This window comes from Bittarella massiliensis (ex Durand et al. 2017) (assembly GCF_017566145.1).
In the GTDB taxonomy this organism is placed as follows: domain Bacteria; phylum Bacillota; class Clostridia; order Oscillospirales; family Ruminococcaceae; genus Bittarella; species Bittarella massiliensis_A.
This window is the reverse complement of sequence record NZ_JABFCL010000001.1, coordinates 129075-154153: the sequence shown is the minus strand read 5'-3', so window position 1 is coordinate 154153 and position 25079 is coordinate 129075. Positions and strand designations below refer to the sequence as shown.

General features: G+C 61.5%; 23 protein-coding genes and 9 tRNA genes. 31 read left to right on the top strand and 1 reads right to left on the bottom strand.

Annotated elements, in window-relative coordinates:
* From HJY11_RS00795 to thrC, 11 genes are all read left to right on the top strand, one after another.
* On the top strand, positions 1 to 870 hold the full coding sequence (locus HJY11_RS00795) for a M23 family metallopeptidase (RefSeq protein WP_208074186.1): 870 nt from the start codon (positions 1 to 3) through the stop codon (positions 868 to 870).
* Between the two features lie 30 nt (positions 871 to 900).
* Positions 901 to 1494, top strand: coding sequence for a site-2 protease family protein (locus tag HJY11_RS00790; protein WP_208074185.1), 594 nt, complete (start codon positions 901 to 903; stop codon positions 1492 to 1494).
* Positions 1495 to 1604: 110 nt separating this feature from the next.
* Complete coding sequence (locus HJY11_RS00785) at positions 1605 to 3473, top strand: TIGR03960 family B12-binding radical SAM protein (protein ID WP_208074184.1); 1869 nt, start codon at positions 1605 to 1607, stop codon at positions 3471 to 3473.
* Positions 3448 to 4098, top strand: coding sequence for a TIGR03936 family radical SAM-associated protein (locus tag HJY11_RS00780; RefSeq protein WP_243764114.1), 651 nt, complete (start codon positions 3448 to 3450; stop codon positions 4096 to 4098). The genes HJY11_RS00785 and HJY11_RS00780 overlap by 26 nt, the downstream gene beginning before the upstream one ends.
* A 213-nt stretch (positions 4099 to 4311) precedes the next feature.
* Positions 4312 to 4656, top strand: coding sequence for a 50S ribosomal protein L19 (gene rplS / locus HJY11_RS00775; protein ID WP_208074182.1), 345 nt, complete (start codon positions 4312 to 4314; stop codon positions 4654 to 4656).
* A 255-nt stretch (positions 4657 to 4911) separates the two neighbouring features.
* Complete coding sequence (gene lepB, locus HJY11_RS00770; protein ID WP_208074181.1) at positions 4912 to 5454, top strand: signal peptidase I; 543 nt, start codon at positions 4912 to 4914, stop codon at positions 5452 to 5454.
* Positions 5455 to 5459: 5 nt separating this feature from the next.
* On the top strand, positions 5460 to 6350 hold the full coding sequence (gene ylqF / locus HJY11_RS00765; protein ID WP_208074180.1) for a ribosome biogenesis GTPase YlqF: 891 nt from the start codon (positions 5460 to 5462) through the stop codon (positions 6348 to 6350).
* Positions 6347 to 6973 (top strand): ribonuclease HII, encoded by a 627-nt coding sequence (locus tag HJY11_RS00760; RefSeq protein WP_368041511.1) that lies wholly within the window; start codon positions 6347 to 6349, stop codon positions 6971 to 6973. The genes ylqF and HJY11_RS00760 overlap by 4 nt, the downstream gene beginning before the upstream one ends.
* Positions 6970 to 7347 (top strand): YraN family protein, encoded by a 378-nt coding sequence (locus HJY11_RS00755; RefSeq protein ID WP_208074179.1) that lies wholly within the window; start codon positions 6970 to 6972, stop codon positions 7345 to 7347. Before HJY11_RS00760 ends, HJY11_RS00755 begins: the two co-directional genes overlap by 4 nt.
* A 21-nt stretch (positions 7348 to 7368) precedes the next feature.
* Complete coding sequence (locus HJY11_RS00750) at positions 7369 to 8289, top strand: dipeptidase (RefSeq protein WP_208074178.1); 921 nt, start codon at positions 7369 to 7371, stop codon at positions 8287 to 8289.
* Positions 8290 to 8648: 359 nt separating this feature from the next.
* Entirely contained in the window at positions 8649 to 10136 is a 1488-nt protein-coding gene (gene thrC / locus HJY11_RS00745; protein ID WP_208074177.1) for a threonine synthase, read from the top strand.
* A gap of 78 nt (positions 10137 to 10214) precedes the next feature.
* On the opposite strand, the gene HJY11_RS00740 is transcribed toward thrC, so the two are convergent.
* Positions 10215 to 10385: a DUF1540 domain-containing protein gene (locus HJY11_RS00740; RefSeq protein WP_208074176.1), complete on the bottom strand. Its 171-nt coding sequence runs from the start codon at positions 10383 to 10385 to the stop codon at positions 10215 to 10217.
* A 110-nt stretch (positions 10386 to 10495) separates the two neighbouring features.
* Between HJY11_RS00740 and HJY11_RS00735 the strand changes: the two genes are divergently transcribed.
* From HJY11_RS00735 to HJY11_RS00640, 20 genes are all read left to right on the top strand, one after another.
* Positions 10496 to 11182 (top strand): metallophosphoesterase, encoded by a 687-nt coding sequence (locus HJY11_RS00735; protein ID WP_208074175.1) that lies wholly within the window; start codon positions 10496 to 10498, stop codon positions 11180 to 11182.
* A gap of 146 nt (positions 11183 to 11328) precedes the next feature.
* Positions 11329 to 12696, top strand: a complete 1368-nt coding sequence (gene tig / locus HJY11_RS00730) for a trigger factor (protein WP_208074174.1) — start codon at positions 11329 to 11331, stop codon at positions 12694 to 12696.
* Between the two features lie 77 nt (positions 12697 to 12773).
* Entirely contained in the window at positions 12774 to 13355 is a 582-nt protein-coding gene (gene clpP / locus HJY11_RS00725) for an ATP-dependent Clp endopeptidase proteolytic subunit ClpP (protein WP_208074173.1), read from the top strand.
* 12 nt (positions 13356 to 13367) lie between these two features.
* Positions 13368 to 14675, top strand: a complete 1308-nt coding sequence (gene clpX, locus HJY11_RS00720; RefSeq protein WP_044992345.1) for an ATP-dependent Clp protease ATP-binding subunit ClpX — start codon at positions 13368 to 13370, stop codon at positions 14673 to 14675.
* A gap of 233 nt (positions 14676 to 14908) precedes the next feature.
* Positions 14909 to 17311 carry an endopeptidase La gene (lon, locus tag HJY11_RS00715; RefSeq protein ID WP_208074448.1) on the top strand — a complete coding sequence of 801 codons (2403 nt, stop codon included), beginning with the start codon at positions 14909 to 14911 and terminating at the stop codon, positions 17309 to 17311.
* Positions 17312 to 17321: 10 nt separating this feature from the next.
* Complete coding sequence (gene yihA / locus HJY11_RS00710) at positions 17322 to 17948, top strand: ribosome biogenesis GTP-binding protein YihA/YsxC (RefSeq protein ID WP_208074172.1); 627 nt, start codon at positions 17322 to 17324, stop codon at positions 17946 to 17948.
* 4 nt (positions 17949 to 17952) lie between these two features.
* Positions 17953 to 19251: a diaminopimelate decarboxylase gene (gene lysA / locus HJY11_RS00705; RefSeq protein ID WP_208074171.1), complete on the top strand. Its 1299-nt coding sequence runs from the start codon at positions 17953 to 17955 to the stop codon at positions 19249 to 19251.
* Positions 19252 to 19439: 188 nt separating this feature from the next.
* A complete protein-coding gene (locus HJY11_RS00700; protein WP_021659164.1) occupies positions 19440 to 19745 on the top strand; it encodes a YerC/YecD family TrpR-related protein in 306 nt (101 codons plus the stop codon).
* Positions 19735 to 20502 (top strand): class I SAM-dependent DNA methyltransferase, encoded by a 768-nt coding sequence (locus HJY11_RS00695; RefSeq protein WP_208074170.1) that lies wholly within the window; start codon positions 19735 to 19737, stop codon positions 20500 to 20502. The genes HJY11_RS00700 and HJY11_RS00695 overlap by 11 nt, the downstream gene beginning before the upstream one ends.
* Positions 20503 to 21384 (top strand): Hsp33 family molecular chaperone HslO, encoded by an 882-nt coding sequence (hslO, locus tag HJY11_RS00690; protein ID WP_208074169.1) that lies wholly within the window; start codon positions 20503 to 20505, stop codon positions 21382 to 21384.
* 97 nt (positions 21385 to 21481) lie between these two features.
* Positions 21482 to 21558, top strand: a tRNA-Asp gene (locus tag HJY11_RS00685).
* A 5-nt stretch (positions 21559 to 21563) separates the two neighbouring features.
* A tRNA-Phe gene (locus tag HJY11_RS00680) sits at positions 21564 to 21639 on the top strand.
* 6 nt (positions 21640 to 21645) lie between these two features.
* A tRNA-Gly gene (locus HJY11_RS00675) sits at positions 21646 to 21721 on the top strand.
* 76 nt (positions 21722 to 21797) lie between these two features.
* A tRNA-Cys gene (locus HJY11_RS00670) sits at positions 21798 to 21871 on the top strand.
* A gap of 197 nt (positions 21872 to 22068) precedes the next feature.
* A complete protein-coding gene (locus HJY11_RS00665; RefSeq protein ID WP_208074168.1) occupies positions 22069 to 24441 on the top strand; it encodes a helicase C-terminal domain-containing protein in 2373 nt (790 codons plus the stop codon).
* Between the two features lie 117 nt (positions 24442 to 24558).
* Positions 24559 to 24634, top strand: a tRNA-Val gene (locus HJY11_RS00660).
* A gap of 5 nt (positions 24635 to 24639) precedes the next feature.
* A tRNA-Asp gene (locus tag HJY11_RS00655) sits at positions 24640 to 24716 on the top strand.
* Between the two features lie 5 nt (positions 24717 to 24721).
* Positions 24722 to 24797: transfer RNA gene (locus tag HJY11_RS00650), tRNA-Phe, on the top strand.
* Between the two features lie 6 nt (positions 24798 to 24803).
* A tRNA-Gly gene (locus HJY11_RS00645) sits at positions 24804 to 24879 on the top strand.
* Between the two features lie 76 nt (positions 24880 to 24955).
* A tRNA-Cys gene (locus tag HJY11_RS00640) sits at positions 24956 to 25029 on the top strand.
* The last annotated feature ends 50 nt before the right edge of the window (positions 25030 to 25079 follow it).

Here is a 25079-nt window from a genome sequence, read left to right as displayed (position 1 = left end):
ATGGAGGATTTTCGCAATCGCAGCTACGCTTTCCGGGAGAGCCGCTCCCGCCGGGACGAGCCGGGAGAGGGACCGGGAGGTGGGTTTGTCACCCTGGTGCAGATCGTGCTGGCCGCCCTGCTGGTGGGCAGCGCCTTTTTGCTGAAAACGGCCAACCCCGAATGGTACGAACGGCTGCGGCAGGACTACGCCGCCGCCATCACCCGGGAGGAGAGCTTGGAAGAGGCCAAGGATGTGCTTTTCCAGATCTATGGCGGCATCACCGGAAAGGGGGAGGGGGAGAGCGGTTCCTCCACCCCTGCCGGCGGCTCTTCTGCCACCCCGTCCGCCACCCCGCTGCCCGGCAGTTCGTCCGCCGCGCCGGGGGAGGCGATGGAGACCATGGGCGGCCAGGGCGGCTTGCAGGAGGTGCCCTACGACGACTACGACAAGACCATGACGCCGCCGGAGAATGCCTCTTACGAGCCCTATACCCTGACAGTGACCCCACAGCTGCCGGTGTCGGGCCGGGTCACTTCGCCCTTTGGCTACCGCTGGCACCCCATCACCAAAAAGCTGGACTTTCACACCGGGGTGGACATCGCGGCGGCCAAGGGCACCAAGATCGCCGCCGCCCTCAGCGGCACGGTGGCGGAGGCCGGACAGAGCCGGGTCTACGGAAACTACGTCCTCCTGCGCCACAGCGACGACCTATACACCTTCTACGGCCACTGCGACAGCCTGCAGGTGGAGGCGGGGACGGTGGTGCGCCAGGGCGAGACCATCGGCTATGTGGGGAGCACCGGCCTCTCCACCGGTCCCCACCTCCACCTGGAAATCCGGCTGCGCGGCAAACAGGTGGACCCCCGCTGGGTGTTCCCCCAGCTGTAAGGGGTGCGCTTTTTCCTGGGGCAAACGGCGGTGCGTGTCTCCCCCCTCTACCTCTTTTTGCTGCTGTGCATCTCGGTGTTTGACTACACCGGCATCCTGCTGCAGGCCTTTGTGGCCAGCTTGCTCCACGAGATGGGGCACCTGCTCTGCCTGCTGGTGCAGCGCCGTCCCGTCTGCGCGCTGGAGTTCACGGTGGCGGGCATCCGCCTGGACCGGGGGACTGACTACTGCCCCTCCCCGGCCGACATTCCGGTCTACCTGGCAGGGCCGGCGGTCAACCTGGCCATCGGCCTGGGGGCCCTCTGGCTGTTGCAGCGCCGCTTTGCCCTGCACCTGGCCACCCTGGCGCTGATCCACCTGTTGCTGGGGGCCTTCAACCTGCTGCCCATCTCGCTTTTGGACGGGGGGCAGATGCTCTTGATCGCCCTGCGGGAAAAGTTGCCGCCCCGGCGGGCCGAGCGGCTCTACTGGGCCTTTTCTTTCTGGACCTCCCTTGCCCTGCTGGGGGCAGGGCTCCTCCTCTTCGCGGCCACCCGGCAAAACGGCACCCTGGCCCTCTGCGGGGGGTACCTCTTTTACTCGGTGGTGCGGGGCCGCAGGAGGGAAGGGGGGCGGCGCGGTTGACCGCCGCCCGCCGGCCTGCCCGGCGGTTGCGACGCGGCCGGATTTAGTGTATGATAGGTAGGCGCAAAGGGAGTCTTTGCGCCTACTTTTGACGTTTGAAGAGGAATGACATGTTAAGAGATACCATTGAACAGGTGCTGCTCAAGGTGCAAAAGCCCGCCCAGTACATCGGCGGGGAGCTGGGCAGCATCGTCAAAGACAGAGACGGGGTAGACCTTCGCTTTGCCTTTTGCTTCCCCGACACCTACGACGTGGGGATGTCCCACCTGGGGATGAAGATCCTCTACGGCCTGCTCAACGAGCGGCCCGACATCTGGTGCGAGCGGGTCTTTGCCCCCTGGGTGGACATGGAGGAGCAGATGCGGGAAAACCACATCCCCCTCTACGCCCTCGAAAGCCTGGACCCGGTGGCCGACTTTGACATCGTCGGCTTCACCCTCCAGTACGAGCTCAGCTTCACCAACATCCTGAATATGCTCGATCTGGCGGGCATCCCCGTGCTGGCCGCGCAGCGGGGGGACAGTCTGGCCCCCCTCATTGTGGCGGGGGGGCCCTGTGCCTGCAACCCCGAGCCGCTGGCCGATTTCATCGACCTGTTTTTGCTGGGCGAGGGGGAGGAGCTGAATTTGGAGCTCTGCGATCTCTACCTGGCGTGCAAGAAAGAGGGGGTGGGGAAGGGGGAGTTTCTCCGCCGGGCCGCCCAGATCGAGGGGGTCTATGTCCCCTCCCTCTACCAGGTGCAGTACAAGGAGGACGGGACTGTCGAGCGGGTCACCCCTCGAGAAGGCGCCCCCGCCACTGTGCGCAAGCGGATCGTCAGGGAGATGAGCAGCGCCTATTTCCCCGCAAACTTCGTGGTGCCCTTTACCGACATCGTCCACGACCGGGCCATGGTCGAGGTGCTGCGGGGCTGTATCCGGGGCTGCCGGTTCTGCCAGGCGGGCTTCATCTACCGCCCCCTGCGGGAGAAGGACCCGGGGGTTATCGACGCCCAGGCGAAAGCCCTGTGCAAAAACACCGGCTACGACGAGGTGTCCCTCACCTCCTTGAGCACCAGCGACCTGACCACCCTGGAGGGGCTTCTGGACGAGATGCTCACCTGGACCGAGGACGAGAAGGTCAGCCTCTCGCTGCCCTCTCTGCGGGTGGACAACTTCTCCAAAGAGCTGGTGGACCGCATCACCTCGGTGCGAAAGAGCGGCCTCACCTTTGCCCCGGAGGCCGGCACCCAGCGGCTGCGGGATGCCATCAACAAAAACGTCACCCAGGGGGAGATCGACCGCACCTGCGCCCTGGCCTTTGAAAACGGCTACACCGGCGTCAAACTCTACTTCATGATCGGCCTGCCCACCGAGACGATGGAGGACGTGGAGGGGATTGTCGAGACCGCCCAGGGGGTGGTGGATCTCTACTACAAGACCAAGGAACACGCCAAGGGCAAGGGGGTGCAGGTCTCGGTGAGCACCGCCTGCTTTGTGCCCAAGCCCTTTACCCCCTTTCAGTTTGAGCCCCAGGACACCATGGAGCAGCTGGCGCAGAAGCAGGAGCGGATGCGCGCGGTGCTGCGCAGCAAGAAAATCAAGCTCAGCTGTCACGACACCCAGGTCAGCTTTATCGAAGGGGTGTTTGCCCGGGGGGACCGGCGGCTGGGGAAGGCCATCCTCCGCGCCTGGGAGAGCGGCTGCACCTTTGACGGGTGGAGCGAGCGCTTCTCCTACGAGAGGTGGATGGCGGCCTTCGCCGGGGCGGGGCTCGACCCGGCCTTTTACGCCAACCGCCGCCGCTCCTACGATGAGGTGCTCCCCTGGGATCACCTGGACTACGGGGTGAGCAAGGCCTTCTTGGTGCGGGAAAACCAACTGGCCCACCAGTCGGTCGCCACCCCCCACTGCCGGCAGCACTGCAGCGGCTGCGGCGCCAACAAGTTACTGGGAGGACCCTGCTTTGGAAACGATGCAAACAATACGCCTGTGGTTTAAAAAGGAGGGGCTGGCCAAGTACATCTCCCACCTGGATTTGGTGCGGTGCATGGCGCGGGCTCTCAAGCGCTCGGGGCTGCCGGTCTGGTACACCCAGGGCTTTAACCCCCACATCTACCTCACCTTCGCCCTGCCCCTCTCCCTGGGACAGGAGAGCGAGTGCGAGATCATGCAGTTTCGCCTGGTGGAGGAGCTGCCCTTAAACGAGGTGAAGGATCGGCTGAACGCCGCCCTGCCCACAGGGCTGCAGGTGCTCGCCGCCGCCCTGCCCCAGCAGGATCTGCAGGCGATCGCCGCCGCCGACTACCGGGTAACCCTCGAGGGGACACCGGGTTTGGCCGGGCGGTTTATGGCCTTTGCCCAGCAGCCCCAGATCAAGACCCTCAAGCGCAGCAAGAAGGGCCCAAAAGAGGTGGACATCCGCCCCCTGGTTCTCGCCTGTGGCGGCGAAGAGGGGGAGGGGGGCCGGGCCCTTCTCTCCCTGCGACTGGCCGCGGGGGGGCAGCAAAACCTCAACCCCGCCCTCCTCATCGAGGCCTACTGCGCCCAGAGCGGCGAGGCGGTCAAGACCGCTTCTATCCGCCGCACCGCCCTCTACGACGGGGCGGGAGCCCCCTTTTGTTAAAATTGCCGTGTCTTGCCAAACATTTTGCCCTTTCTGGCTGTTTTCCCCTTGCACAGGGGGGAAGGGTGTGGTAAAATACAGCAGTATGTTCCGCTGTGGGGCCTCGGGGCCCGGCGGCGGGGTTTCTGTCAACATCTGAAACCAGGCAGTCCTCTGCTCACCGCAAGGTATGTAAAAGAAGCAAGAATGTCGGAAAACCAAGGAGGATTTATCATGGATGCAATGAAACTGATGACCGACTCGATGCTCAAATCCGAGCTCCCCGAGATCAACATCGGCGACACCGTTCGGGTGCACGTGTTGATCAAAGAGGGCCAGAGAGAGCGTATCCAGGTGTTTGAGGGCACCGTCATCGCCCGCAAACACGGCGGGATCAACGAGACCTTCACCGTGCGCCGGGTTTCCTACGGCGTCGGCGTGGAGCGGGTTTTCCCGATTCACTCCCCCAAGGTCGAAAAGGTCGAGATCGTTCGCCGCGGCAAGGTGCGCAGAAGCAAACTCTACTACCTGCGCGACCGCGTCGGCAAGGCCGCCAAGGTCAAAGAGCAGCTCCGATAAACCGCAAAGGGCGGCCGGGTCAAACCGGCCGCTCTTTTCTTTGTTCGCCCAGAGGGGGGCAAGGAGCGAGATTTGAAATTTCTGTGAATCCCTTTTTTTGCGGCTCGGAAAATGGTACAATAACACCGAGAAACATGGGGCCGCCTGTCCCCAGGGCCCGAGGGCAAGGGGACAGGCGGCCTTTACTTTCGTCGAGAAAGGTCGGTGCCTTTTATGGAACACGCCGTCGCGCAGCGGGGGAAATCGCGCCCGCAGATGCCCAAGCGGACCCCGGCAGGGCCGCTCTACCGCGAATTTTTCAGCTGGGTCGAGACCATCGTCCTCTCTTTGGTGGCGGTGTCGCTGGTGTTTACCTTTGTGGTGCGCATCATCCGGGTGGACGGGGAGTCCATGCTCCCCACCCTCCAAAACAACAATGTGCTGCTGATCTCCCCCTTCCTCTACGAGGTGGAGCAGGGGGACATTGTCGTTCTCAACAGCCACGAGGACGAAAAGCTCTACATCAAGCGGGTCATTGCCACCGAGGGGCAGACTGTCAACATCGACTTCGACTCCGGCACCGTCTTTGTGGACGGGGTCCCCCTGGACGAGCCCTACATCAACGAGACCACCGCCCTGCGGGGGGACGAGACCTTCCCCCAGGAGGTGCAGCCCGGCCACTACTTCGTGATGGGGGACAACCGCAATCACTCAGAGGACAGCCGCTTCTCCTCACTGGGCCAGGTGGCCAAGCAGGACATTGTCGGCGAGGCCTATTTTAGACTGCTGCCCTTTGGCGGCTTTGGAAAGGTGGAGTGAGGGAGATGCCAAACGATCTGCACACCATTCAGTGGTTTCCCGGCCACATGGCCAAAACCCGCCGGCTCATCGCCGAAAATCTCCGCCACGTCAATTTGGTGGCCGAGATTGTGGACGCCCGCATCCCCGCCTCCAGCCGCAACCCGGAGATCGACGCCCTGGTGGGGGAGAAGCCCCGGCTGCTGCTGCTCAACAAGTCGGACCTGGCCGACGAGGCGGCCACCCGCCGCTGGATTGCGTGGTACCGCGGCCAGGGAATTCCCGCCGTCGCCATCGACGCCAAGAACGGCAGGGGACTGGGGCAGTTTAAACCCGCCGTCCTCGCCGCGCTGGAAGGGTATTTGCAGCGCCGCCGCGAAAAGGGGATGACCGGCCGCCAGATTCGGGTGATGGTGGTGGGGGTGCCCAACGTGGGCAAATCCTCCTTCATCAACCGCATTGCCGGGGGCAAGCGCGCCAAGGTGGAGGACCGCCCCGGCGTCACCCGCGGCAAGCAGTGGATCAAGATCGACGAGGACTTGGAGCTGCTTGACATGCCCGGCATCCTCTGGCCCAAATTCGACGACCCCGCCGTGGGGGAGAAACTGGCTTTCACCGGTGCCATCAAGGACGACGTGATGGATATGGAGTTCATCGCCATGAAGCTGCTCGACATCCTTGCTGCCCAGTACCCCGAGGCGCTGGCATCCCGCTACAAGCTGGACCCCGAGGCCCTGGCCGCCTGCACCGACGGCTTTGCAGTGCTGCAGCTCATCGGCCGCAAGCGGGGGATGCTCGTCTCCGGCGGGGAGATCGACACCGAGCGGGCTTCCATCATGCTGGTGGACGAATACCGGGGCCAGAAGATCGGCCGCTTTACCCTGGAGACGCCTCCCCTGGCGGAGGGGGCGCAGTGAGCGCCCCGGCCCTGCACCCCGAGCTGTTGGCCTTTGACCGGGACCTGCGCCAGCGCTTCGGACCCCTTTGCGGGGTGGACGAGGCGGGGCGGGGCCCCCTGGCCGGACCGGTCTGCGCCGCCGCCGTGGTGCTGCCAGAGGGGTATCTGCCGGCGGGGCTCAACGACTCCAAAAAGCTCACTGAAAAGCGGCGGGAGCTGCTCTTTGACGAGATTCGGGAGAACGCCCTCTCATACAGCATCCAGCTGGTGGATAACGAGATCATCGACGACATAAACATATTAAACGCCACCATGCAGGCCATGGCCCAGGCGATTGCCGGGCTGGGGGTGCCGGTGGAGCTGGCCCTCATTGACGGCAACCGCTGTCCCCCCGCCAATGTGCCCTGTCAGGCCGTCGTCCAGGGGGATGCCCGCTCGGCCAGCATCGCCGCCGCCTCCATCCTCGCCAAGGTCACCCGGGACCGGCTGATGCTGGAGTACGACCAGCTCTTTCCCGGCTACGGGTTTGCCCGGCACAAGGGCTACCCCACCAAGGCCCACTACCAGGCCCTGACCCAGCTGGGGGTCACCCCGATCCACCGGCTGACCTTCCTCAAAAAATGGAAGGGGCGCTCCCAGTGAGGGAGCGGGGGAAGGGGATGAAGTCCACCTCCGGCATTCTGGGGGAGGTGGAGGCCGCCCGCCTGGCCCGGCGCAAGGGGTATCAAATCCTGCGCTCCAACTTCGCCTGTCGCTACGGGGAGCTGGACCTGGTTGTGGCAGACGGGGACACATTGGTGGTTATGGAGGTCAAGACCCGGCTGCAAAACGCCCTCTACACCCCGGCCGAGGCGGTGACCCGCCAAAAGCAGGAGCGGATCAAGCTGGCCACCAACGTCTTTTTGGCCGCCCAGCAGCTCGACGACGTGCAGGTGCGCTTTGACGTGGTGGAAGTGATTGTGGACGAGGCCTTTGAGGTGGTGTCGGTCAACCACCTGAAAGATGCCTTTCGCTGAACGAGAGAGGAGAGGGCGCCCGTGGACCTGTTTGACCTGCACTGCGACACCCTGACCGCCTGCTGCAATAGAGGGCTGTCGTTGGCGGAGAACGAGCTGGAGATCTCCCTGCAAAAGGGAGCCTATTTAGGGCGGTGGGCCCAGTGCTTTGCCGTTTTTATCCCCGACGAGTTGCGGGGGGAGGCGGCTTACGACTACTACCGCCGGACGGTGGATTACTACCGCGCCCAATCCGCCCCGCCGCTGTTGCGCGAGGGAGCGGAGCTGGCCGCTCTGCGCCGGGGGGAGCGGCGGCTCTGCCCCATCCTCACGGTGGAGGGGGGCGCTGTCTTGGCCGGCAAGCTGGAGCGGATACAGGCCCTGGCCGAGGACGGGGTGCAGATGCTGACGATCACCTGGAACGGCGAGAATGAACTGGGTTGGGGCGTCGGCGAGAACCGGGGGCTCAAACCGCTGGGCAGGGAGGCGGTGCGGGAGATGGAGCGCTGGGGTATCCTCCCCGACGTCTCCCACCTCTCCCAGTGGGGATTTTACGACCTGGCGGCGGTGGCAGAGGGGCCGATTGTGGCCTCCCACTCCAACGCCAAAGCCCTCTGCAACCACCCCCGCAACCTGACGGATGAGCAGTTTGCCGTCATCCGCGACCGGGGCGGGCTGGTGGGTCTCAACTACAACCAGGGCTTCTTGCGGGAGGACGGCCCCGCCACCCCCGACGACATCGCCGAGCACGCCCTCCACTTTTTGGCCCTAGGGGGCGAAAAGACCCTGGCCCTGGGCTCTGATTTTGATGGAGCTGAGATGCCGCAGCAGCTGCGAGATGTCGCCGCCCTGCCCGCCCTGGCCGACGCCATGGCCCGGCGGGGAATCGCTCCGCAGCAGATACAGGCCATCTTTTTTGACAACGCCGCCGCCTTTTTTGAGAGAAGGCTGTCCTCTTTTTGAGGGGGACGGAATAGAATTTGGCGGGGAGAATCCTCTATCCGAAAAAATTGGCGACTTCTCATGGCCTGTGGTTTATGGTATAATAACCGCCAACGGCTGTTATACCGGGCTGGCCGGGCGGGTGCGCAAACGACCTTTGCTCCCCACCCCATGGCCAAATACCACTGCGCGCTTGTGGCATAATAGCGAACAATTGGCTGTGGGCGGGGGAGGGCTCTGCACCCTCTTTCCCGCCGCCCGCAAAGGGCAGTCAGCAGCCGATTTGCCCCCGTTTTCTGCCTGTGGGAGGGAGGGGACAGGGGAAGAAAAAGAGGGCGGCCTCGCGCCGCCGGACCTGGAAAATTGAAGAGGTGAGCAGATTGCGTTACAGCAGTACAAGGGATTCGTCGCTGCAGGTGTCGTCCTCCGAGGCGATTTTGCAGGGCATCTCAAAAGACGGCGGCCTGTTTGTCCCGGAGACAATTCCCGCCTTTGCGCCGGGAGAACTGGCCCAGCTGCAGGGCAGCAGCTACCAGGAGGTGGCCTCTGCCGTTCTGTCCCGTTACCTGACCGACTTTTCGCAGGAGGAGATTGACACCTGCGTGAAAAAGGCCTATGGCAGCAAGTTCCCCGAGGGAGAGGCCCCCCTGGCCGCGTTAAAAGACGGCCTTCAGGTGCTGGAGCTCTGGCACGGCCCCACCTGCGCCTTTAAGGATATGGCCCTGCAGATGTTGCCCCAGCTGCTGACGGTGGCCAACAAAAAGGCGGGCGACGGCAAGACCATCCTCATTTTGGTGGCCACCTCCGGCGACACCGGCAAGGCCGCCCTCGAGGGCTTTTGCGACGTGCCGGGCACCGAGATCGCCGTGTTCTACCCCCAGGACGGGGTCAGTCACATGCAAAAGCGGCAGATGGTGACCCAGGCGGGGGAGAACGTACACGTCTGCGGGGTGGACGGCAACTTTGACGACTGCCAGACCGGGGTGAAGCGGATTTTCACCGACGGACACGCTGCGGCTGAGTTGGCTGCCAAGGGGATGCGCTTTTCCAGCGCCAACTCCATCAACTGGGGCCGGCTGGCGCCCCAGATCGTCTACTATGTATACGCCTATCTGGAGATGTGCCGGGCCGGCCAGGTCGCCATGGGGGAGCCGGTCAACTTTGCCGTCCCCACCGGGAACTTCGGCAATATCCTCGCCGCCTATTTTGCCAAGGAGATGGGGGTCCCCGTCGGCAAACTCATCTGCGCCTCCAACCGCAACAACGTGCTCACCGACTTCCTGCGCGAGGGGCGCTACGACCGCAACCGCCCCTTTTACACCACCCTCTCCCCGTCGATGGACATTCTGGTCTCCTCCAACTTGGAGCGGCTCCTCTACCTCCTCTCCGGGCGGGACGACGGGCTGATCGGCCGCCTCTACCGCGACCTGTCCGACTCCGGCCGCTTCGCGGTGAAAGAGGAGATGCTGGGCCGGCTCAAGGAGAGTTTTGCCGCCGGCTGCGCTGACGACGCCGAGACCTCGGCTGCCATCAAAGAGGTTTACGACCGCTCGGGCTACCTCTGCGACCCCCATACCGCTGTGGCCTTTAAAGTGTACGGCGAGTACCGGGCAGCCACCGGGGATAAGACCCCCACGGTGGTGGTCTCCACCGCCAGCCCCTACAAGTTCCCGGCCAGTGTGCTGGAGGCGCTGGGCGGCGAACTGCCGGGGAAAAACGACTTCTCCATCCTCTCCTCGCTGGAGGAGAGAAGCGGCGCTCCGGCCCCGGTGGCCCTCAAGGCCCTGCGGGATAAACCCATTCGCTTTGGCGACTGCTGCATGCCCGGCGAGATGTTCGGCTGGGTCAAAGCGGTCCTCAACATCTAGCGGGTACCGGACAGAAAAAAGGGCGGCAAGGCCGCCCTTTTTTGAGGGGTCTTTGCAGAATTTCAGGTTCTCTGCCACCTATTCTCCCTCCCTGGGGTGAAAGGTGGAACAGATGGTGTCGCAGCAGGAACAGGCAAAGTGCGGCCCCACCTGAATATCTGCCGCTGTACAGCGCCGGTCGCGATTGTAAATGCAGTTTTCCACGTCGCAGACGACCTGTGGAATGGGTCCGGGCTTGCTCTTTTTCACGCGCATCCACACCCTTTGGCAAATTTCTGTGAGACCGTGTACATCAGCCCTCTTTAAAAGTGTATCTGTTCGGGGCCGCTTTTATGGCAGGGAAAAGGAGGAGGGAAAATTTGAGTATTTTTGCGCTGGGCGACCCCCATCTGTCGCTGGCCAGCGGCAAGCCGATGGATGTTTTTCCCGGCTGGTCGGGCTATCTGCCCAAACTTGAAAAAAATTGGCGCGATACCGTTTCGGACGGCGACACGGTGGTGATCCCCGGAGACGTGTCCTGGGCCATGTCACTGGAGGAGGCGGCTGCCGATTTTGCCTTTCTCGACGGCCTGCCGGGCCGCAAGATCTTGCTGAAAGGGAATCACGACTACTGGTGGTCCACCAAAAACAAGATGGACGGCTTTCTCGCCGCACAGGGGTTTTCCACCCTCTCCGTCCTCTCCAACGAGAGCTATCAGGTGGAGGGGGTCAACATCTGCGGCAGCAGAAGCTGGTTTTTCGAGGACACCGACCCCCATGACGCCAAGATCCGCGCCCGGGAACTGGGGCGGATTCGGATGTCGCTGGAAACGGCCGATCCCGCTCTGCCCATCCTCCTCTTTCTCCACTACCCGCCCGTCTACCGGGACTTTCTCTCCCAAGAGACCATCGACTTGATGGGGGAGTGGGGGATTTCCCAGTGCTACTACGGCCACCTCCACGGCAAGGCCATCCAGTGGGCTTTCGAGGGGGACTACGAAGGAATCGCCTTTCGCCTGGTCTCCGCCGATGCCCTGCACTTCTGCCCGCTGTGCGTCAAGGCGTGACGGACAGCGCCTCGCAAACTGCCATTTTGCCGCCAAAGCGGCGAAAAAGGTGAGAATCCGCCCCTGGGCCGGTTGCAATTGGCCGAATTGGTGTGATATAATTACAAAGATAATTGTCTGTGACAAAATTAGGAGGAAGTATAATTATGAGCCTTAACAGTTCTACTAAAGTTGAGACCAACAAATACGAATTGGAGGTCTCGGTCGCTCCCGACGTGTTTGGCAGCGCGGTAGACAAGGTGTACCATAAGAACGCCAAGAAAATCAGCGTTCCCGGCTTCCGCAAGGGCAAGGCCCCCCGCCACCTCATCGAGAAGATGTACGGCGAGGGTATCTTCTTTGACGAGGCCATCAATGACGTGATGCCCGAGGCCTTTGTCGAGGCCGCCAAAGAGGCCGGCGTCGAGCCCGTCTCCACCCCCGAAGTCAGCGTCGAGTCGGTCAGCAAGGCGGACGGCCTGGTCTTCAAGGCCACCGTCATCGTCAAGCCCGAGGTCGAGGTCAAAGACTACAAGGGCATAAAGGCCCAGAAAACCGTCAACACTGTCACTGCCGCGCAGGTCAAGGCCGAACTGGAGAAGATGCAGGACAGAAACGCCCGCATCATCACCGTGGAGGACGCGCCCGCCAAGTCCGGCGACACCGCCATCATCGACTTTGAGGGCTTTGTCGACGGCGTCGCCTTCGAGGGCGGCAAGGGCGAGGGCCACCCCCTGGTGCTGGGCAGCGGCCAGTTCATTCCCGGCTTTGAGGATCAGGTCATTGGCCACAAGCCCGGCGAGGAGTTCGACGTGAACGTCACCTTCCCCGAGCAGTACCAGGCCGAGGAGCTGGCCGGCAAAGCGGCCACCTTCAAGGTGAAGGTAAACGAGCTCAAATCCAAGGAGTTGCCTGAGCTCGACGACGAGTTCGCCAAGGACGTCAGCGAGTTTGACACCCTGGATGAGCTGAAAAAGGACATCAAGAAAAAGCTGCAGGAGCAGGCCAATGCCCAGAGCGAGACCGAGCTGGAAAACAGCCTGGTGGACGCGGTCATCGAGAAGCTGGAGGGCGAGATCCCCGAAGTGATGTTTGAAAACCGCATCGATGAGATGGTGCAGGACTTCGACTACCGCCTGCAGTCCCAGGGGATGAACCTGCAGCTCTACTTGCAGTACACCGGCATGGAGATGGCCGACTTCCGCAAGACCTTCCGCGAGCAGGCCGAGAAGCAGGTCAAAATCCGCCTGGCCCTGGAGAAGATCGCCAAACTGGAGAAGATCGAGATCAGCGACGAGGCTGTCGAGGAGGAGATCGCCAAGATGGCGGAGAACTACCAGATGGAGCCCGAGAAGATCAAGGCTTTGGTTTCCCTGGACAACATCCGCGAGGACCTGGCCGTCAACAAGGCCATCGACCTGATCCGCGAGAGCGCCGAGGTCGAAGAGGTCAAGCCCGCCAAGAAGACCGCGGCCAAGAAACCCGCTGCCAAAAAGGCCGCCAAGAAGGCCGAAGAGGGCACCGAGGAAAAGTAAGCGGCATACATACCTCGCCTGAGGGGGCTTTTGCAGCTAGGTGGGTAGAATCACTTTTGTTTGGAGGCGCATTGTAAATGAGTTTAGTACCTATGGTAGTGGAGCAGACCAGCCGGGGAGAGCGCTCTTACGACATCTACTCCCGCCTGCTCAACGACCGCATCGTCATGCTCTGTGACGAGGTCAACGACCAGACCGCCAGCCTGGTGGTGGCCCAGCTGCTGTACTTGGAGGGGCAGGACCCCGACAAGGACATCATGCTCTACATCAACAGCCCGGGCGGCTCGGTGACCGCCGGCCTCGCCATCTACGACACCATGAACTACATCAAGTGCGACGTCTCCACCACCTGTATCGGGATGGCGGCGTCCATGGGGGCGTTCCTGCTCTCCAGCGGCGCCAAGGGCAAGCGCTTTGCCCTGCCCAACAGCGAGATCATGATTCACCAGCCCTCCGGCGGCAGCCAGGGGCAGGCGACCGACATCAAGATCCAGGCCGAGCACATCCTCCGCATCAAAAAGCGGCTCAATGAAATCCTCGCCAAAAACACCGGGCAACCCCTGGAAGTGATCGAGCAGGACACCGAGCGGGACAACTTCAAGAGCGCGCAGGAGGCGGTGGAGTACGGCCTGGTGGACAAAGTCATAGAGAAACGGTAGGGATTTTATTCAATGCCAAATCAAGATAACGGCAACAGCGGGAACATGCTGTTTTGCTCCTTCTGCGGCAAGTCGGCCGACGAGGTCTCCAAGCTCATCACCGGGCCGGGGGTCTACATCTGCGACGAGTGTGTCTCCCTCTGCCAATCCTTTCTGGACGACGACGATTTCGCCCCTCAGAAGGGCGGAAAGGGGAAGGACACCAGCATTCACGTGCTCACCCCCAAAGAGATCAAGGCCATCCTCGACGAGTATGTGATCGGCCAAGACAGCGCCAAAAAGACCTTGGCGGTGGCGGTCTACAACCACTACAAGCGGCTGTTGGCCGGCCCCCAGGAAAACGGGGTGGAGCTGCAAAAGAGCAACATCCTGCTGCTGGGTCCCACCGGGGTGGGCAAAACCCTGCTGGCCCAGACCCTGGCGCACATCCTCAACGTCCCCTTCGCCATTGCCGACGCCACCACCCTGACCGAGGCGGGCTATGTGGGCGAGGACGTGGAGAACATCCTCCTCAAACTCATCCAGGCGGCGGACTTCGATGTGGAGCGGGCCGAGCACGGCATCATCTACCTCGACGAGATCGACAAGATCACCCGCAAGTCGGAAAACCCCTCCATCACCCGGGATGTGTCCGGTGAGGGGGTACAGCAGGCCCTGCTGAAGATGGTGGAGGGCACCGTTGCCAACGTCCCGCCCCAGGGCGGGCGCAAGCACCCCCAGCAGGAGTTCATTCAGATTGACACCTCCAACATCCTCTTCATCTGCGGCGGCGCCTTTGAGGGCATTGAGAAGATCATCGAAAAGAGAATCTCCTCCTCCGCCATGGGCTTTGGCGCCAACGTGGTGAGCAAAAAGGAGATGGCCGAGAGAAACCTGTTGGAGGAGATTGTCCCCCACGACTTGGTAAAGTTCGGCATCATCCCCGAGTTGGTGGGCCGTCTGCCCATCATCAGCTCTCTGCGGGCACTGGACGAGGACTCCCTGGTGAAGATTCTCTGCGAGCCCAAAAATGCGGTGCTCAAGCAGTATCAGGCCATGCTGGAGATGGACGGGGTCGAGTTGGAATTCACCCCAGAGGCCCTGCGGGCCGTGGCCCGCAAGAGCATCGAGCGCAAGACCGGCGCCCGGGGCCTGCGCTCCATTATGGAGGAGTTGCTCCAGGACGTGATGTACGAAATCCCCTCCCAGGAGAAAGTCAGCAAAGTCCAGATCGGGGAGCGGTGTGTCGAGGGCAAGGCGGAACCCGTTCTCACCTACGATGAGAAAAAGCGGCCGGTCCGCTTTTCTGGAAAGCTGACAGGCAAGCAAAAAGCCATTTAAATGCGAGTTGCAAAGGGGCGGCGAAGCCGCCCCTTTTTGCTGTCCCGCAAAGGAAAAGCACTTGTTCAACCGGGCGGTGGAACAAATGAGAGTTATTTGGTGTATTTTACTTGAAAAAAGGGGTAAAAGCAGCTATAATGAAGCGTAAATCCTTTCTGGCGCCGCCCTTTCCGAGCGGCTCCTTTCGACGAGAAATACGAGGTGATCTTTTGAATATAGAAAAACGCGGCGGAATGGAGAGCATGCCCGCCATGGCCCTGCGGGGAATGGTCCTCTTCCCGGGCAACATCATGCACTTTGACGTGGGGCGGGATCAGTCCATCCGCGCGGTGGAGAGCGCTCTGGAAAGCGGTGGCAACCTCTTCGTGGTGGCCCAAAAGGATGTGCGGGTGGACGACCCCACCCCCGATGACCTGTATGAGTACGGCACTGTGGCCCGGGTCAAACAGCTGCTGAAGATGCCCGACGACGGTGTAAAGGTGCTGGCCAGGGGGATATACCGGGCCCGTGTGGTGGAATTGCAATCTGGGGGAGAGATGCTGCAGGCCACCGTTGAGCGCAGCGACCTGCCCCAGCCCCGGCGCATCACCCCGACCCTGATCGCCAACGTGCGGGCGGCCAAGCAGCTCTTCGAGGAGTATGTGAACGCCGGCAGCAAGGGGGCGCCTAAAGAGGTGCTTTTGGGGGTGCTGGGGGAGCAGGATCCGTCCCGTCTGGTGGAGCAGATTTGCCAGAGCGCCAACCTTCCCTACGAGTCCAAGCAGGAGATTTTGGAACAGCGCACCGTCTCTCGCCAGGTGGAGAAGCTGGTGATTGCCCTGGAGCGGGAGATCAACGTTCTCCTCATCGAGAAGGACATCTACGACAAGGTGCGGGTACAGCTGGATCAAAATCAGCGGGAATATGTCCTTCGCGAGCAGATGCACATCATTTCCGAGGAACTGGGGGAGGACGGCGACGACAGCGATCTGGAAGAGCTGCAAAAGAAGATACAGGCGCTGGAACTGCCCCAGGAGACCCGGGAGCACTTTGAGAAAAACCTGAACCGGCTGGCCAAAATGCCCCAGGGCTCACAGGAGGGCAGCGTTATCCAGACCTATTTGGAGACCTGCCTGGAACTGCCCTGGAACACCTATTCCAAGGTGAGCGCCAACCTGCAGGCGGCGTCCAAGATTCTTGAGCGGGATCACTACGGCCTGAAAAAGGTCAAGGAGCGGATTCTCGAGTTCATCGCCGTCTCCAAATTGGCCCCCAAAAACGGCGGCCAGATCCTCTGCCTGGTGGGCCCTCCAGGGGTGGGCAAGACCTCGATCGTCAAGTCCATCGCCGAGAGCATGGGCAGAAAGTACGTCCGCATCTCCTTGGGCGGGGTGCGGGACGAGTCGGAGATTCGCGGTCACCGCAAGACCTATATCGGCTCGATGCCCGGGCGGATCATCAAGGCCATGGCCCAGGCCAAGACCCAAAACCCCCTCATCCTCCTCGACGAGGTAGACAAACTGGGCAACGACTACAAGGGCGACCCCTCGTCGGCCCTGTTGGAGGTGCTGGACAAGGAGCAAAACCAGGCCTTCCGGGATCACTACATAGAGGTGCCCTACGACCTCAGCGACGTTCTCTTCATCACCTCGGCAAACGACGCCGCGGCCATCCCCGCCCCTCTCTACGATCGGATGGAGGTCATTGAGCTGGGCAGCTACACCGACGTGGAGAAGTACAACATCGCCAAGCGCCACCTCATCCCCAAGCAGATGAAGGCCCACGGACTAGAGGCGGGGCAGCTAAAAATCTCCCGCGACGCCGTCTTTGAGCTCATCGACGGCTACACCCGGGAGGCGGGCGTTCGCAGCCTGGAGCGGGAGATTGCCGGCCTCTGCCGCAAGGCGGCCAAAGAGGTGGTGACGGGCGAACAGGGGCTCTCGGTCACCAAGGCCAACCTCTCCCGGCTGATCGGCCACCGGCGATTTGACAGGGAGGACGCCTCTCTCGAAAACAAGGTGGGCACCGTCACCGGCCTGGCCTGGACCGCGGTGGGCGGCACCACCCTGCTCATGGAGGCGGTGGTGTTGGAGGGCAGCGGCAAGATCGAGATCACCGGCTCCCTGGGCGATGTGATGCAGGAATCGGCCAAGATCGCCGTCAGCTATGTGCGCAGCATCGCCGATCTCTACGACATCCCCCACAACTTCTACAAAAACCGAGACATCCACATTCACGCCCCCCAGGGCGCGGTCCCCAAAGATGGGCCCTCGGCAGGAGTCACCATGGTGACCGCCCTGGTCTCGGCCCTGACCGAGCGGCCGGTGCGGGGCGAGGTGTCCATGACCGGCGAGATCGATCTGCACGGCAATGTGCTTCCCATTGGCGGCCTCAAAGAAAAGAGCATGGCCGCCTACAAAAACGGCTGCACCACCGTCTTGATTCCCAAGCGAAACCTCCCCGACTTGGAGGAGGTGGACCAGGAGGTCAAGGATCACCTGCGCTTTGTGCCGGTGGAAACCATCTCCCAGGTGCTGGAGACCGCTCTGGTCAAACCGGCCGCACAGCCGCCTGAGGAGGTGGAGGAACTGCCCTCTGCGCCCCCGAGGAAAAAGGCGGAACCCGCCCGCCCGCGGGACACCCACATCAAACAGTAGGGAGGACGCCATGAACTTTAACGCCATTGAATTTTACGCCTCGTACGGAGTGTCGTCCCAGCTGCCCGCCAGCGACCGGGCGGAGATCGTCTTTTCCGGCCGCTCCAATGTGGGCAAGTCCTCCCTCATCAACAAGGTGGCCAACCGCAAGCGGCTGGCGCGGGTTTCGGCCTCGCCGGGCAAGACGGTCACCATCAACTTCTTTACCGCCGGCCCCGGCTACATTGTCGACCTGCCTGGCTACGGCTACGCCAAGGTCTCCCGCTCCGAAAAGGAGCGCTGGGCCAAGTTGATGGAGGACTACTTTCACAGCGACCGGGACATCCGCCTGGTGGTACAGCTGGTGGACATCCGCCACCAGCCCACCGCCGATGACCTGCAGATGATCAACTTCCTCATCGACAGCGAAATCCCCTTTCTCATCGCCCTCACCAAGGCCGATAAGCTGACGGCCAGGCAGAAGGAGAAGCGGATGGAAGAGCTGCGGGAGGAGATCCCCTGTGGCGACCAGCTGCACCTGGTCGCCACCTCCGCCCAGACCTTTGAGGGCATCCCCGAGTTGCGGGGCATTTTGGAGGCCCTCCTGGAGGAGGACGACGGGGAGGACACAGAGGAAGAGCGCGAAGGGGAGGAGTGAGGAGATGTTCGTTTCCAAAAATTTGGACGTCAACAACCTGGGCCATCTGACTGTCGGCGGGCTGGACGCCGTCGCCCTGGCCGAGCGCTACGGCACCCCGCTCTATGTGATGGACGAGGACCTGATCCGGGAGAACTGCCGGGCCTTTAAGCGGTCCATCGACCGCTACTACGACGGCAGGGGGCTGTGTACCTATGCCAGCAAGGCCTTTTGCTGCAAGGCGGTCTGCCGCATTGCCCAGGAGGAGGGGCTGGGGTTGGACGTGGTCTCCAGTGGGGAGCTCTACACCGCGCTGCAGGCGGGTTTTCCCATGGAGCGGGTCTACTTTCACGGCAACAACAAGACCCCGGCCGAGCTGACCATGGCCTTGGAGAGCGGGGTCGGCCAGATCGTGGTGGACAATCTGGAAGAGCTGCAGCTCATCGGCAGCCTGTCCCGGGCCGCCGGGCGGGAGACCGACATCCTCTTTCGCATCAAGCCCGGCATTGACGCCCACACCCACGACTTCATCCGCACCGGGCAGATCGACTCCAAGTTTGGTCTGGCGCTGGAAAACGGCGAGGCCATGGCGGCCGTCGACGAGGCCATGGCCATGAAGGGGGTGCGCCTGAAAGGGCTGCACTGCCACATTGGCTCGCAAATTTTCGACATCGCCCCCTTTGAGTTGGCGGCCGAGGTGATGATCCGCTTTATGGGCGAGATTCGGCAAAAGTACGGCAAAGCGCTGGAAATTCTCGACCTGGGGGGCGGTTTTGGCATCAAGTATGTCGATTCCGACAACCCCTCCAGCTACGACGAGTACATGCAGCGGGTCTCCAAGGTCATCCACCGCTGCTGCGGCGAGGAGGGACTGCCCATCCCCTATGTGGTCATCGAGCCGGGGCGCTCCATTGTGGGACCTGCCGGCGCCACCCTCTACACCGTGGGCTCGGTGAAGGAGATCAAAGGCGTCCGCACCTATGTGGCTGTCGACGGGGGGATGACCGACAACCCCCGCTACGCCCTCTACCAAGCGGCCTATGATGTGCTGGTGGCCAACCGGGCGGCAGACCCCAAGACCCAGACGGTCACGGTGGCGGGCAAGTGCTGTGAGAGCGGCGACTTGATCCAGGAAAACGCCCGCATCCAGGAGGTGGGGCCCGGCGACATCCTGGCGGTGCTGGCCACCGGAGCCTACAACTACTCCATGGCCTCCAATTACAACCGCATCCCCCGCCCACCGGTGGTGATGGTCTCCCAGGGGGAGAGCCGACTGGTCGTCCGCCGGGAGAGCCTGGAGGACCTGCTGCGAAACGACCTCTGACAGGGGGGCCGACCCGTTCTTTGGGACAGCTTGTGAAAGCGTGCGGAAACCGGTGTTTCGGCGCGCTTTTTCTTGGGCGAACTGCCGGATTTCACCAACGGGGCCACAAAAGTGGTGGGAAGCCTTTACTTTCACAATTTAAGGTGTTAAACTTTAAAATAAGATGATTTGGAAAGGCGGGTTTTTCATTGAACAGCAATCTGTCAAGAGATACCTTTGACGACCTGTTTTCGGCAATCGTGTCCATCGACAACCTGGACGACTGCTATGACTTTTTTGACGACCTCTGCACCATTCAGGAGCTCAAGGCCATTGCCCAGCGCTTTCACGTGGCGCGGATGCTGCGGCAGAAAAAGGTGTACAGCGACATTGTCAAGGAGACCGGCGCCTCGACGGCGACCATCAGCCGGGTCAACCGCTCCCTCCTCTACGGGTGTGGCGGCTACGACAAACTGTTGGACTCGATGGCGGGAGAGACCGACCTTGAAGGGTAGACAGCAAAATTTCTACGGCAATTTTGCCGGCTTTTACGACGCCCTCACCGAAAATGTGGACAGGGCGCGTATGGCCGGCTTTATTGTGGAAAAGCTGGCAGAGCAGGGGATCGACAGCGGCATTGTACTGGATGCCGGCTGCGGGACGGGGGAACTTTGCCTGCGTCTCGCCCGCGCCGGATATGACCTCATCGGTGCCGACCCCTCGGAGGAGATGTTGGAAATCGCTCGGGAGCGGGTGCTGGAGAGCGGGGAGGACATTCTGCTTCTGGGGCAGGGGATGGAGGAACTCGACCTGTACGGGACCATCCGCGCCGCCGTCTCCACCCTGGACACCGTCAACCACCTGCCCGACCGGGAGGCAGTCCGCCGCGCCTTCTCCCGCATCTCCCTGTTTATGGAGGAGGGCGGCATCTTTCTCTTTGACGTCAACACCCACTACAAGCACGCCCAGGTACTGGGAAACAATGCCTACCTCTACGACCTGGGCGATCTCTACTGCGGCTGGCAGAACGAGTGGCGGGAAGAGGAAGGGGTGACCGACATCTCCCTCACCTTTTTTGAAGAGGGGGAGGACGGCCGGTTTTACCGCTATGACGAGTGTTTTTCAGAGACCTGGTATCCCCCTGAATTTTTGCAGACATCCTTGAACGAGGCGGGTTTTGCGCTGCTGCAGCGCTTTGACGGATACTGTGACCGCCCGGTGACAGAAGAGAGCCAGCGGGTGGTATACCTGGCCAAGAAGGAGGGAAAATAGATGGGACGTGTACTGCGCGCCATCAGTGAAAATGGGGGAGTGGTGATGACCGCCATCGACTCCACCGACGTTGTCGCCCAGGCCGAGCAGATTCACGAGAGTTCTGCCGTGATCACCGCTGCTCTGGGCAGGTTGCTCACCGCCGCCTCCATCATGGGTTGCGGCCTGAAGGGAGCGGAACAGAGCGTCACCCTGCGCCTTAGCGGCGGGGGGCCGGCGGGGAATGTCATTGCCGTCTCCGACGCCTGGGGCAACGTGCGGGGCACCGTCAGCCAGCCGGTGGTAGAACTGTCCCTCAACCCCTACGGAAAGCTGGACGTGGGCGGCGCGGTGGGGCGGGACGGAACCCTGACGGTCATCCGCGACACCGGCATGAAAGACCCCTACGTGGGCAGCGTGCCCCTGGTGAGTGGCGAGGTGGCCGAGGACGTGACCGCCTACTATGCCGCCAGCGAGCAGATTCCCACCGTCTGCGCCCTGGGGGTGCTGGTCAACCCCGACTTGACGGTGCGGGCGTCCGGCGGTTTTTTGGTGCAGCTTCTCCCCGGCGCGCTGGAGGAGGAGATCGAGCGGTTGGAGGGCAATCTCAAGGGGCTGCCCTCTGTCACCCAGATGCTTGAGAAGGGGATGTCTCTAGAGCAGATCATCGGGCGGGTGCTCGACGGCTTTGCCCCCAATATCTTGGACGAGTTCCCGGTGGAGTACCGCTGCAACTGCTCCCGCCAGCGGGTGGAGAAGGCCCTGCTCAGCCTGGGAAATGAGGAGCTGCAAGAGATGATCGACGAGGGGGAACCGGTGGAGGTCTGTTGCCATTTCTGTGAAAAAAAATACAGCTTCACCCAGGAAGAGCTAAAAAATTTGAAAAATCCTATTGACAGATAAACGCATCTCCTGTATACTAATAAACGTTGTCGGACAAGCAACGGCAACCCTGAAAGAGGTCAAAAAGCTACGCTTTTTTCTTTCAGTTGGTATACATGGCCCGGTAGTTCAGTTGGTTAGAACGCTAGCCTGTCACGCTAGAGGTCGAGGGTTCGAGCCCCTTCCGGGTCGCCAGTTTGGCCTCTGTAGCTCAGTCGGTAGAGCAGGGGACTGAAAATCCCCGTGTCGGTGGTTCGATTCCGCCCGGAGGCACCAAATTATGCGGGTTTAGCTCATCTGGTAGAGCGCCACCTTGCCAAGGTGGAGGTAGCGAGTTCGAGCCTCGTAACCCGCTCCACAAAAAGGCGCTAAGAAATTAGCGCCTTCCGTTTTACAAAGCCGGTTATACAGCTATTTTGTATAACCGTGAATATGGCGCCATAGCCAAGCGGTAAGGCAGAGGTCTGCAAAACCTTTATCCCCAGTTCAATTCTGGGTGGCGCCTCCAACAGCAAACAGCTGTCTTTGATGAAAATGCAAAGGCAGCTGTTTTTCGTCGCACAGCCGCACTGTGACGCGGTGTTGTGGTATACTGAAAAGAAAATGGCAGGGGGTGGCCGCCGAGGAGAGAGCTGCGGTGATCCCCCTTCTTTTGGAGGAGAGACGCGCGGTTTTTGCCGCAGAAAAAGGGGAGGTGTTTGGCAGATGGGAGAGAGCGCAGAAATTCGCCTGCCAGTTCGCCAACTGGTGGCCCTCACCACCCAGAGCGGTTCTATCGACAGCCGGTTTTCAGGGGCCGACCGGGCGCAGGAGGGCTCCCGCATCCACCGAAAGCTGCAGCGGCAGGAGGAGGGATACCGGCCCGAGGTGCCCCTCTCTATCCACTTGATTTACCGGGACATCCCCTTTTGGATTCAAGGGCGGGCCGACGGCGTCCTCCAGGAGGAGGGGGAGACGGTCATTGACGAGATCAAGACGGTGGCTGTCTCGCTGGAGTCCATCGGGCCGGAGGACAACGCCGCCTACTGGGCGCAGGCCCTCTGCTACGGGTACATCTACGCCCTGCAGGAGGGGAAGGAGCGCCTCACCCTGCGCCTGACCTATTACCAAATTGACACCGACGAGATTCTCCGCCACCGCCGCAGCCTGGATTTTGCCCAGCTGGAGGAGGGCTTTTTCGACCTGCTCTCCCGCTACCAAGTGTGGGCCGACTTCTGGCAGGGATGGACGGTCCAGCGGGACGCCAGCATCGCCTCCTCCGCCTTCCCCTTTGCGCGCTACCGCGAGGGCCAGCGGCGGATGATGGGCGCTGTCTATAAAACCATTCAGGAGAGGGGCCGTCTCTACTGCCAGGCGCCCACCGGGGTGGGCAAGACCATCTCCTCCCTCTTTCCCGCCGTCAAGGCGGTGGGGGAGGGGATGGCGGAAAAGCTCTTTTACCTCACCGCGAAAACGGTGGCCCGCCGGGCGGCGGAAGAGGGGCTTGCCAAGCTGCGGGAGGGCGGTCTTCGCTTTCGCAGTGTCTCCCTGACCGCCAAGGACAAAATCTGCTTTTTGGAGGAGCGCACCTGCAATCCCGATGACTGCCCCTATGCAAACGGCCACTTTGACCGGGTCTCCGACGCGGTGATGGAGCTGCTTCACGGGCCGGACGGCATCGACAGGGAGGAGATTGAGGCCTGCGCCCAAAAACACCGTGTCTGCCCTTTTGAGCTGGGACTGGACCTCACCCTGTGGAGCGACTGCATTGTTTGTGACTACAACTACCTCTTTGACCCGCAGGTCTACCTCAAGCGATTTTTTTCTGAGGATCGCCAGGGCGACTATGTCTTTTTGATCGACGAGGCCCACAATCTGGCCGACCGGGCGCGAGAGATGTTTTCGGCCCGGCTCTACAAGTCAAGGGTGCTGGAAATTAAGCGGCTGCTGGCAAAGGACGCCGGCAGCAAAAAGCTTAGCGCTGCCCTCACCAAGGTCAACAGCGCCATGGTGGCCCTGCGCAAGGCGTGCGGGGAGGAGCGCTTTCTCCTCAAAAAAGAGCAGGACAGCGATTTTATCGACCGCCTCGCCGCTCTCAAGAGCCGGTGCGAGGAGTGGCTGGACCGCCACAAGGCTGACGCCCGGTTGCAGGCGGTGCTCTCCTTTTATTTTGAGGTCAACAGCTATCTCAAGATCGCCCAGCTCTTTGACGAGCGGTATGTCCTCTTTGGCGAGAAGAGGGGGACAGAGGTAATCAGCAAACAGTACTGCGTCGACCCCTCCTACCTGCTGGGGCAGGCGATGGAGCGGGGGAGGGCGGCGATCCTCTTTTCCGCTACCCTCTCACCCATTCAGTATTTCGCCACCGTTTTGGGCGGCGGGGAGGGAAGCAAGGTCTGTACCCTGCCCTCGCCCTATCCGGCGCAAAATCTCTGTCTGCTGGTGGACGATGCCGTCTCCACCAAGTACAACCGGCGGGAGGAGAGCGCCGCCGCCGTCAGCGAAGCCATCTGGCAGGTGGTGTCCGCCAGGGAGGGCAACTACATCGCCTATTTCCCCTCCTATAAATATATGGAGATGGTCTGCGAGCGCTTTCGGAGCGAGCACCCCGAGATCGCCCTGGCAGTGCAGACAGGAGAGATGGACGAAGGGGAGAGGGAGGCCTTTTTGGCCCGCTTTGAGGCCCCGGCCCAGGGCGGCAGCCTGCTGGGCTTTTGCGTGCTGGGGGGGATCTATGCCGAGGGGATCGACCTGCAGGGAGAGCGGCTTATCGGCAGCATCGTGGTGGGGGTTGGCCTGCCCCAGATAAACCCCGAAACCGATGTCATTCGCGACTACTATGAGGGGCAAAATCACATGGGATTTGCCTTTGCCTACCAGTTCCCCGGCATGAACAAGGTGTTGCAGGCGGCGGGGCGGGTGATTCGCAGTGAGGAGGACAGAGGGGTGGTCCTCCTGATCGATGAGCGCTTTTCGGCCCCCCGCTACCGCCAGCTCTTCCCCGAACACTGGCGCCATGCCAGGGCAGTTCGCTCCCCAGAAGCCATCGCTCGGGCACTGGCGGCCTTTTGGGAGGGAGAGAAAGAAAGCCCTTCCTAGAGAAGGGAGGCGCCCCGCAAAAAAGAGAAAAAATGCAAAAGTTCCTATTGACAGAAGTGGGTGGATATAGTAAAATAAATCTCGTCGCTGAAGGGATGAGTTGCAGCGGTTGTGAGGGGGAGCATAGCTCAGCTGGGAGAGCATCTGCCTTACAAGCAGGGGGTCACAGGTTCGAGCCCTGTTGTTCCCACCATATATGGCCCGGTAGTTCAGTTGGTTAGAACGCTAGCCTGTCACGCTAGAGGTCGAGGGTTCGAGCCCCTTCCGGGTCGCCAGTTTGGCCTCTGTAGCTCAGTCGGTAGAGCAGGGGACTGAAAATCCCCGTGTCGGTGGTTCGATTCCGCCCGGAGGCACCAAATTATGCGGGTTTAGCTCATCTGGTAGAGCGCCACCTTGCCAAGGTGGAGGTAGCGAGTTCGAGCCTCGTAACCCGCTCCACAAAAAGGCGCTAAGAAATTAGCGCCTTCCGTTTTACAAAGCCGGTTATACAGCTATTTTGTATAACCGTGAATATGGCGCCATAGCCAAGCGGTAAGGCAGAGGTCTGCAAAACCTTTATCCCCAGTTCAATTCTGGGTGGCGCCTCCACAAAGAAGCGGTATCTGAAACACCATCAGATACCGCTTTTTTACCGCCTG

What these genes read in the sequence shown, in the direction of transcription:
- HJY11_RS00795 (WP_208074186.1), top strand. Translation starts at nt 1, where the DNA reads ATGGAGGATTTTCGCAATCGCAGCTACGCTTTCCGGGAGAGCCGCTCC.
- HJY11_RS00785 (WP_208074184.1), top strand. Translation starts at nt 1,605, where the DNA reads ATGTTAAGAGATACCATTGAACAGGTGCTGCTCAAGGTGCAAAAGCCC.
- HJY11_RS00780 (WP_243764114.1), top strand. Translation starts at nt 3,448, where the DNA reads ATGCAAACAATACGCCTGTGGTTTAAAAAGGAGGGGCTGGCCAAGTAC.
- rplS (WP_208074182.1), top strand. Translation starts at nt 4,312, where the DNA reads ATGGATGCAATGAAACTGATGACCGACTCGATGCTCAAATCCGAGCTC.
- lepB (WP_208074181.1), top strand. Translation starts at nt 4,912, where the DNA reads ATGCCCAAGCGGACCCCGGCAGGGCCGCTCTACCGCGAATTTTTCAGC.
- ylqF (WP_208074180.1), top strand. Translation starts at nt 5,460, where the DNA reads ATGCCAAACGATCTGCACACCATTCAGTGGTTTCCCGGCCACATGGCC.
- tig (WP_208074174.1), top strand. Translation starts at nt 11,329, where the DNA reads ATGAGCCTTAACAGTTCTACTAAAGTTGAGACCAACAAATACGAATTG.
- clpP (WP_208074173.1), top strand. Translation starts at nt 12,774, where the DNA reads ATGAGTTTAGTACCTATGGTAGTGGAGCAGACCAGCCGGGGAGAGCGC.
- clpX (WP_044992345.1), top strand. Translation starts at nt 13,368, where the DNA reads ATGCCAAATCAAGATAACGGCAACAGCGGGAACATGCTGTTTTGCTCC.
- lon (WP_208074448.1), top strand. Translation starts at nt 14,909, where the DNA reads ATGGAGAGCATGCCCGCCATGGCCCTGCGGGGAATGGTCCTCTTCCCG.
- yihA (WP_208074172.1), top strand. Translation starts at nt 17,322, where the DNA reads ATGAACTTTAACGCCATTGAATTTTACGCCTCGTACGGAGTGTCGTCC.
- lysA (WP_208074171.1), top strand. Translation starts at nt 17,953, where the DNA reads ATGTTCGTTTCCAAAAATTTGGACGTCAACAACCTGGGCCATCTGACT.
- hslO (WP_208074169.1), top strand. Translation starts at nt 20,503, where the DNA reads ATGGGACGTGTACTGCGCGCCATCAGTGAAAATGGGGGAGTGGTGATG.
- HJY11_RS00665 (WP_208074168.1), top strand. Translation starts at nt 22,069, where the DNA reads ATGGGAGAGAGCGCAGAAATTCGCCTGCCAGTTCGCCAACTGGTGGCC.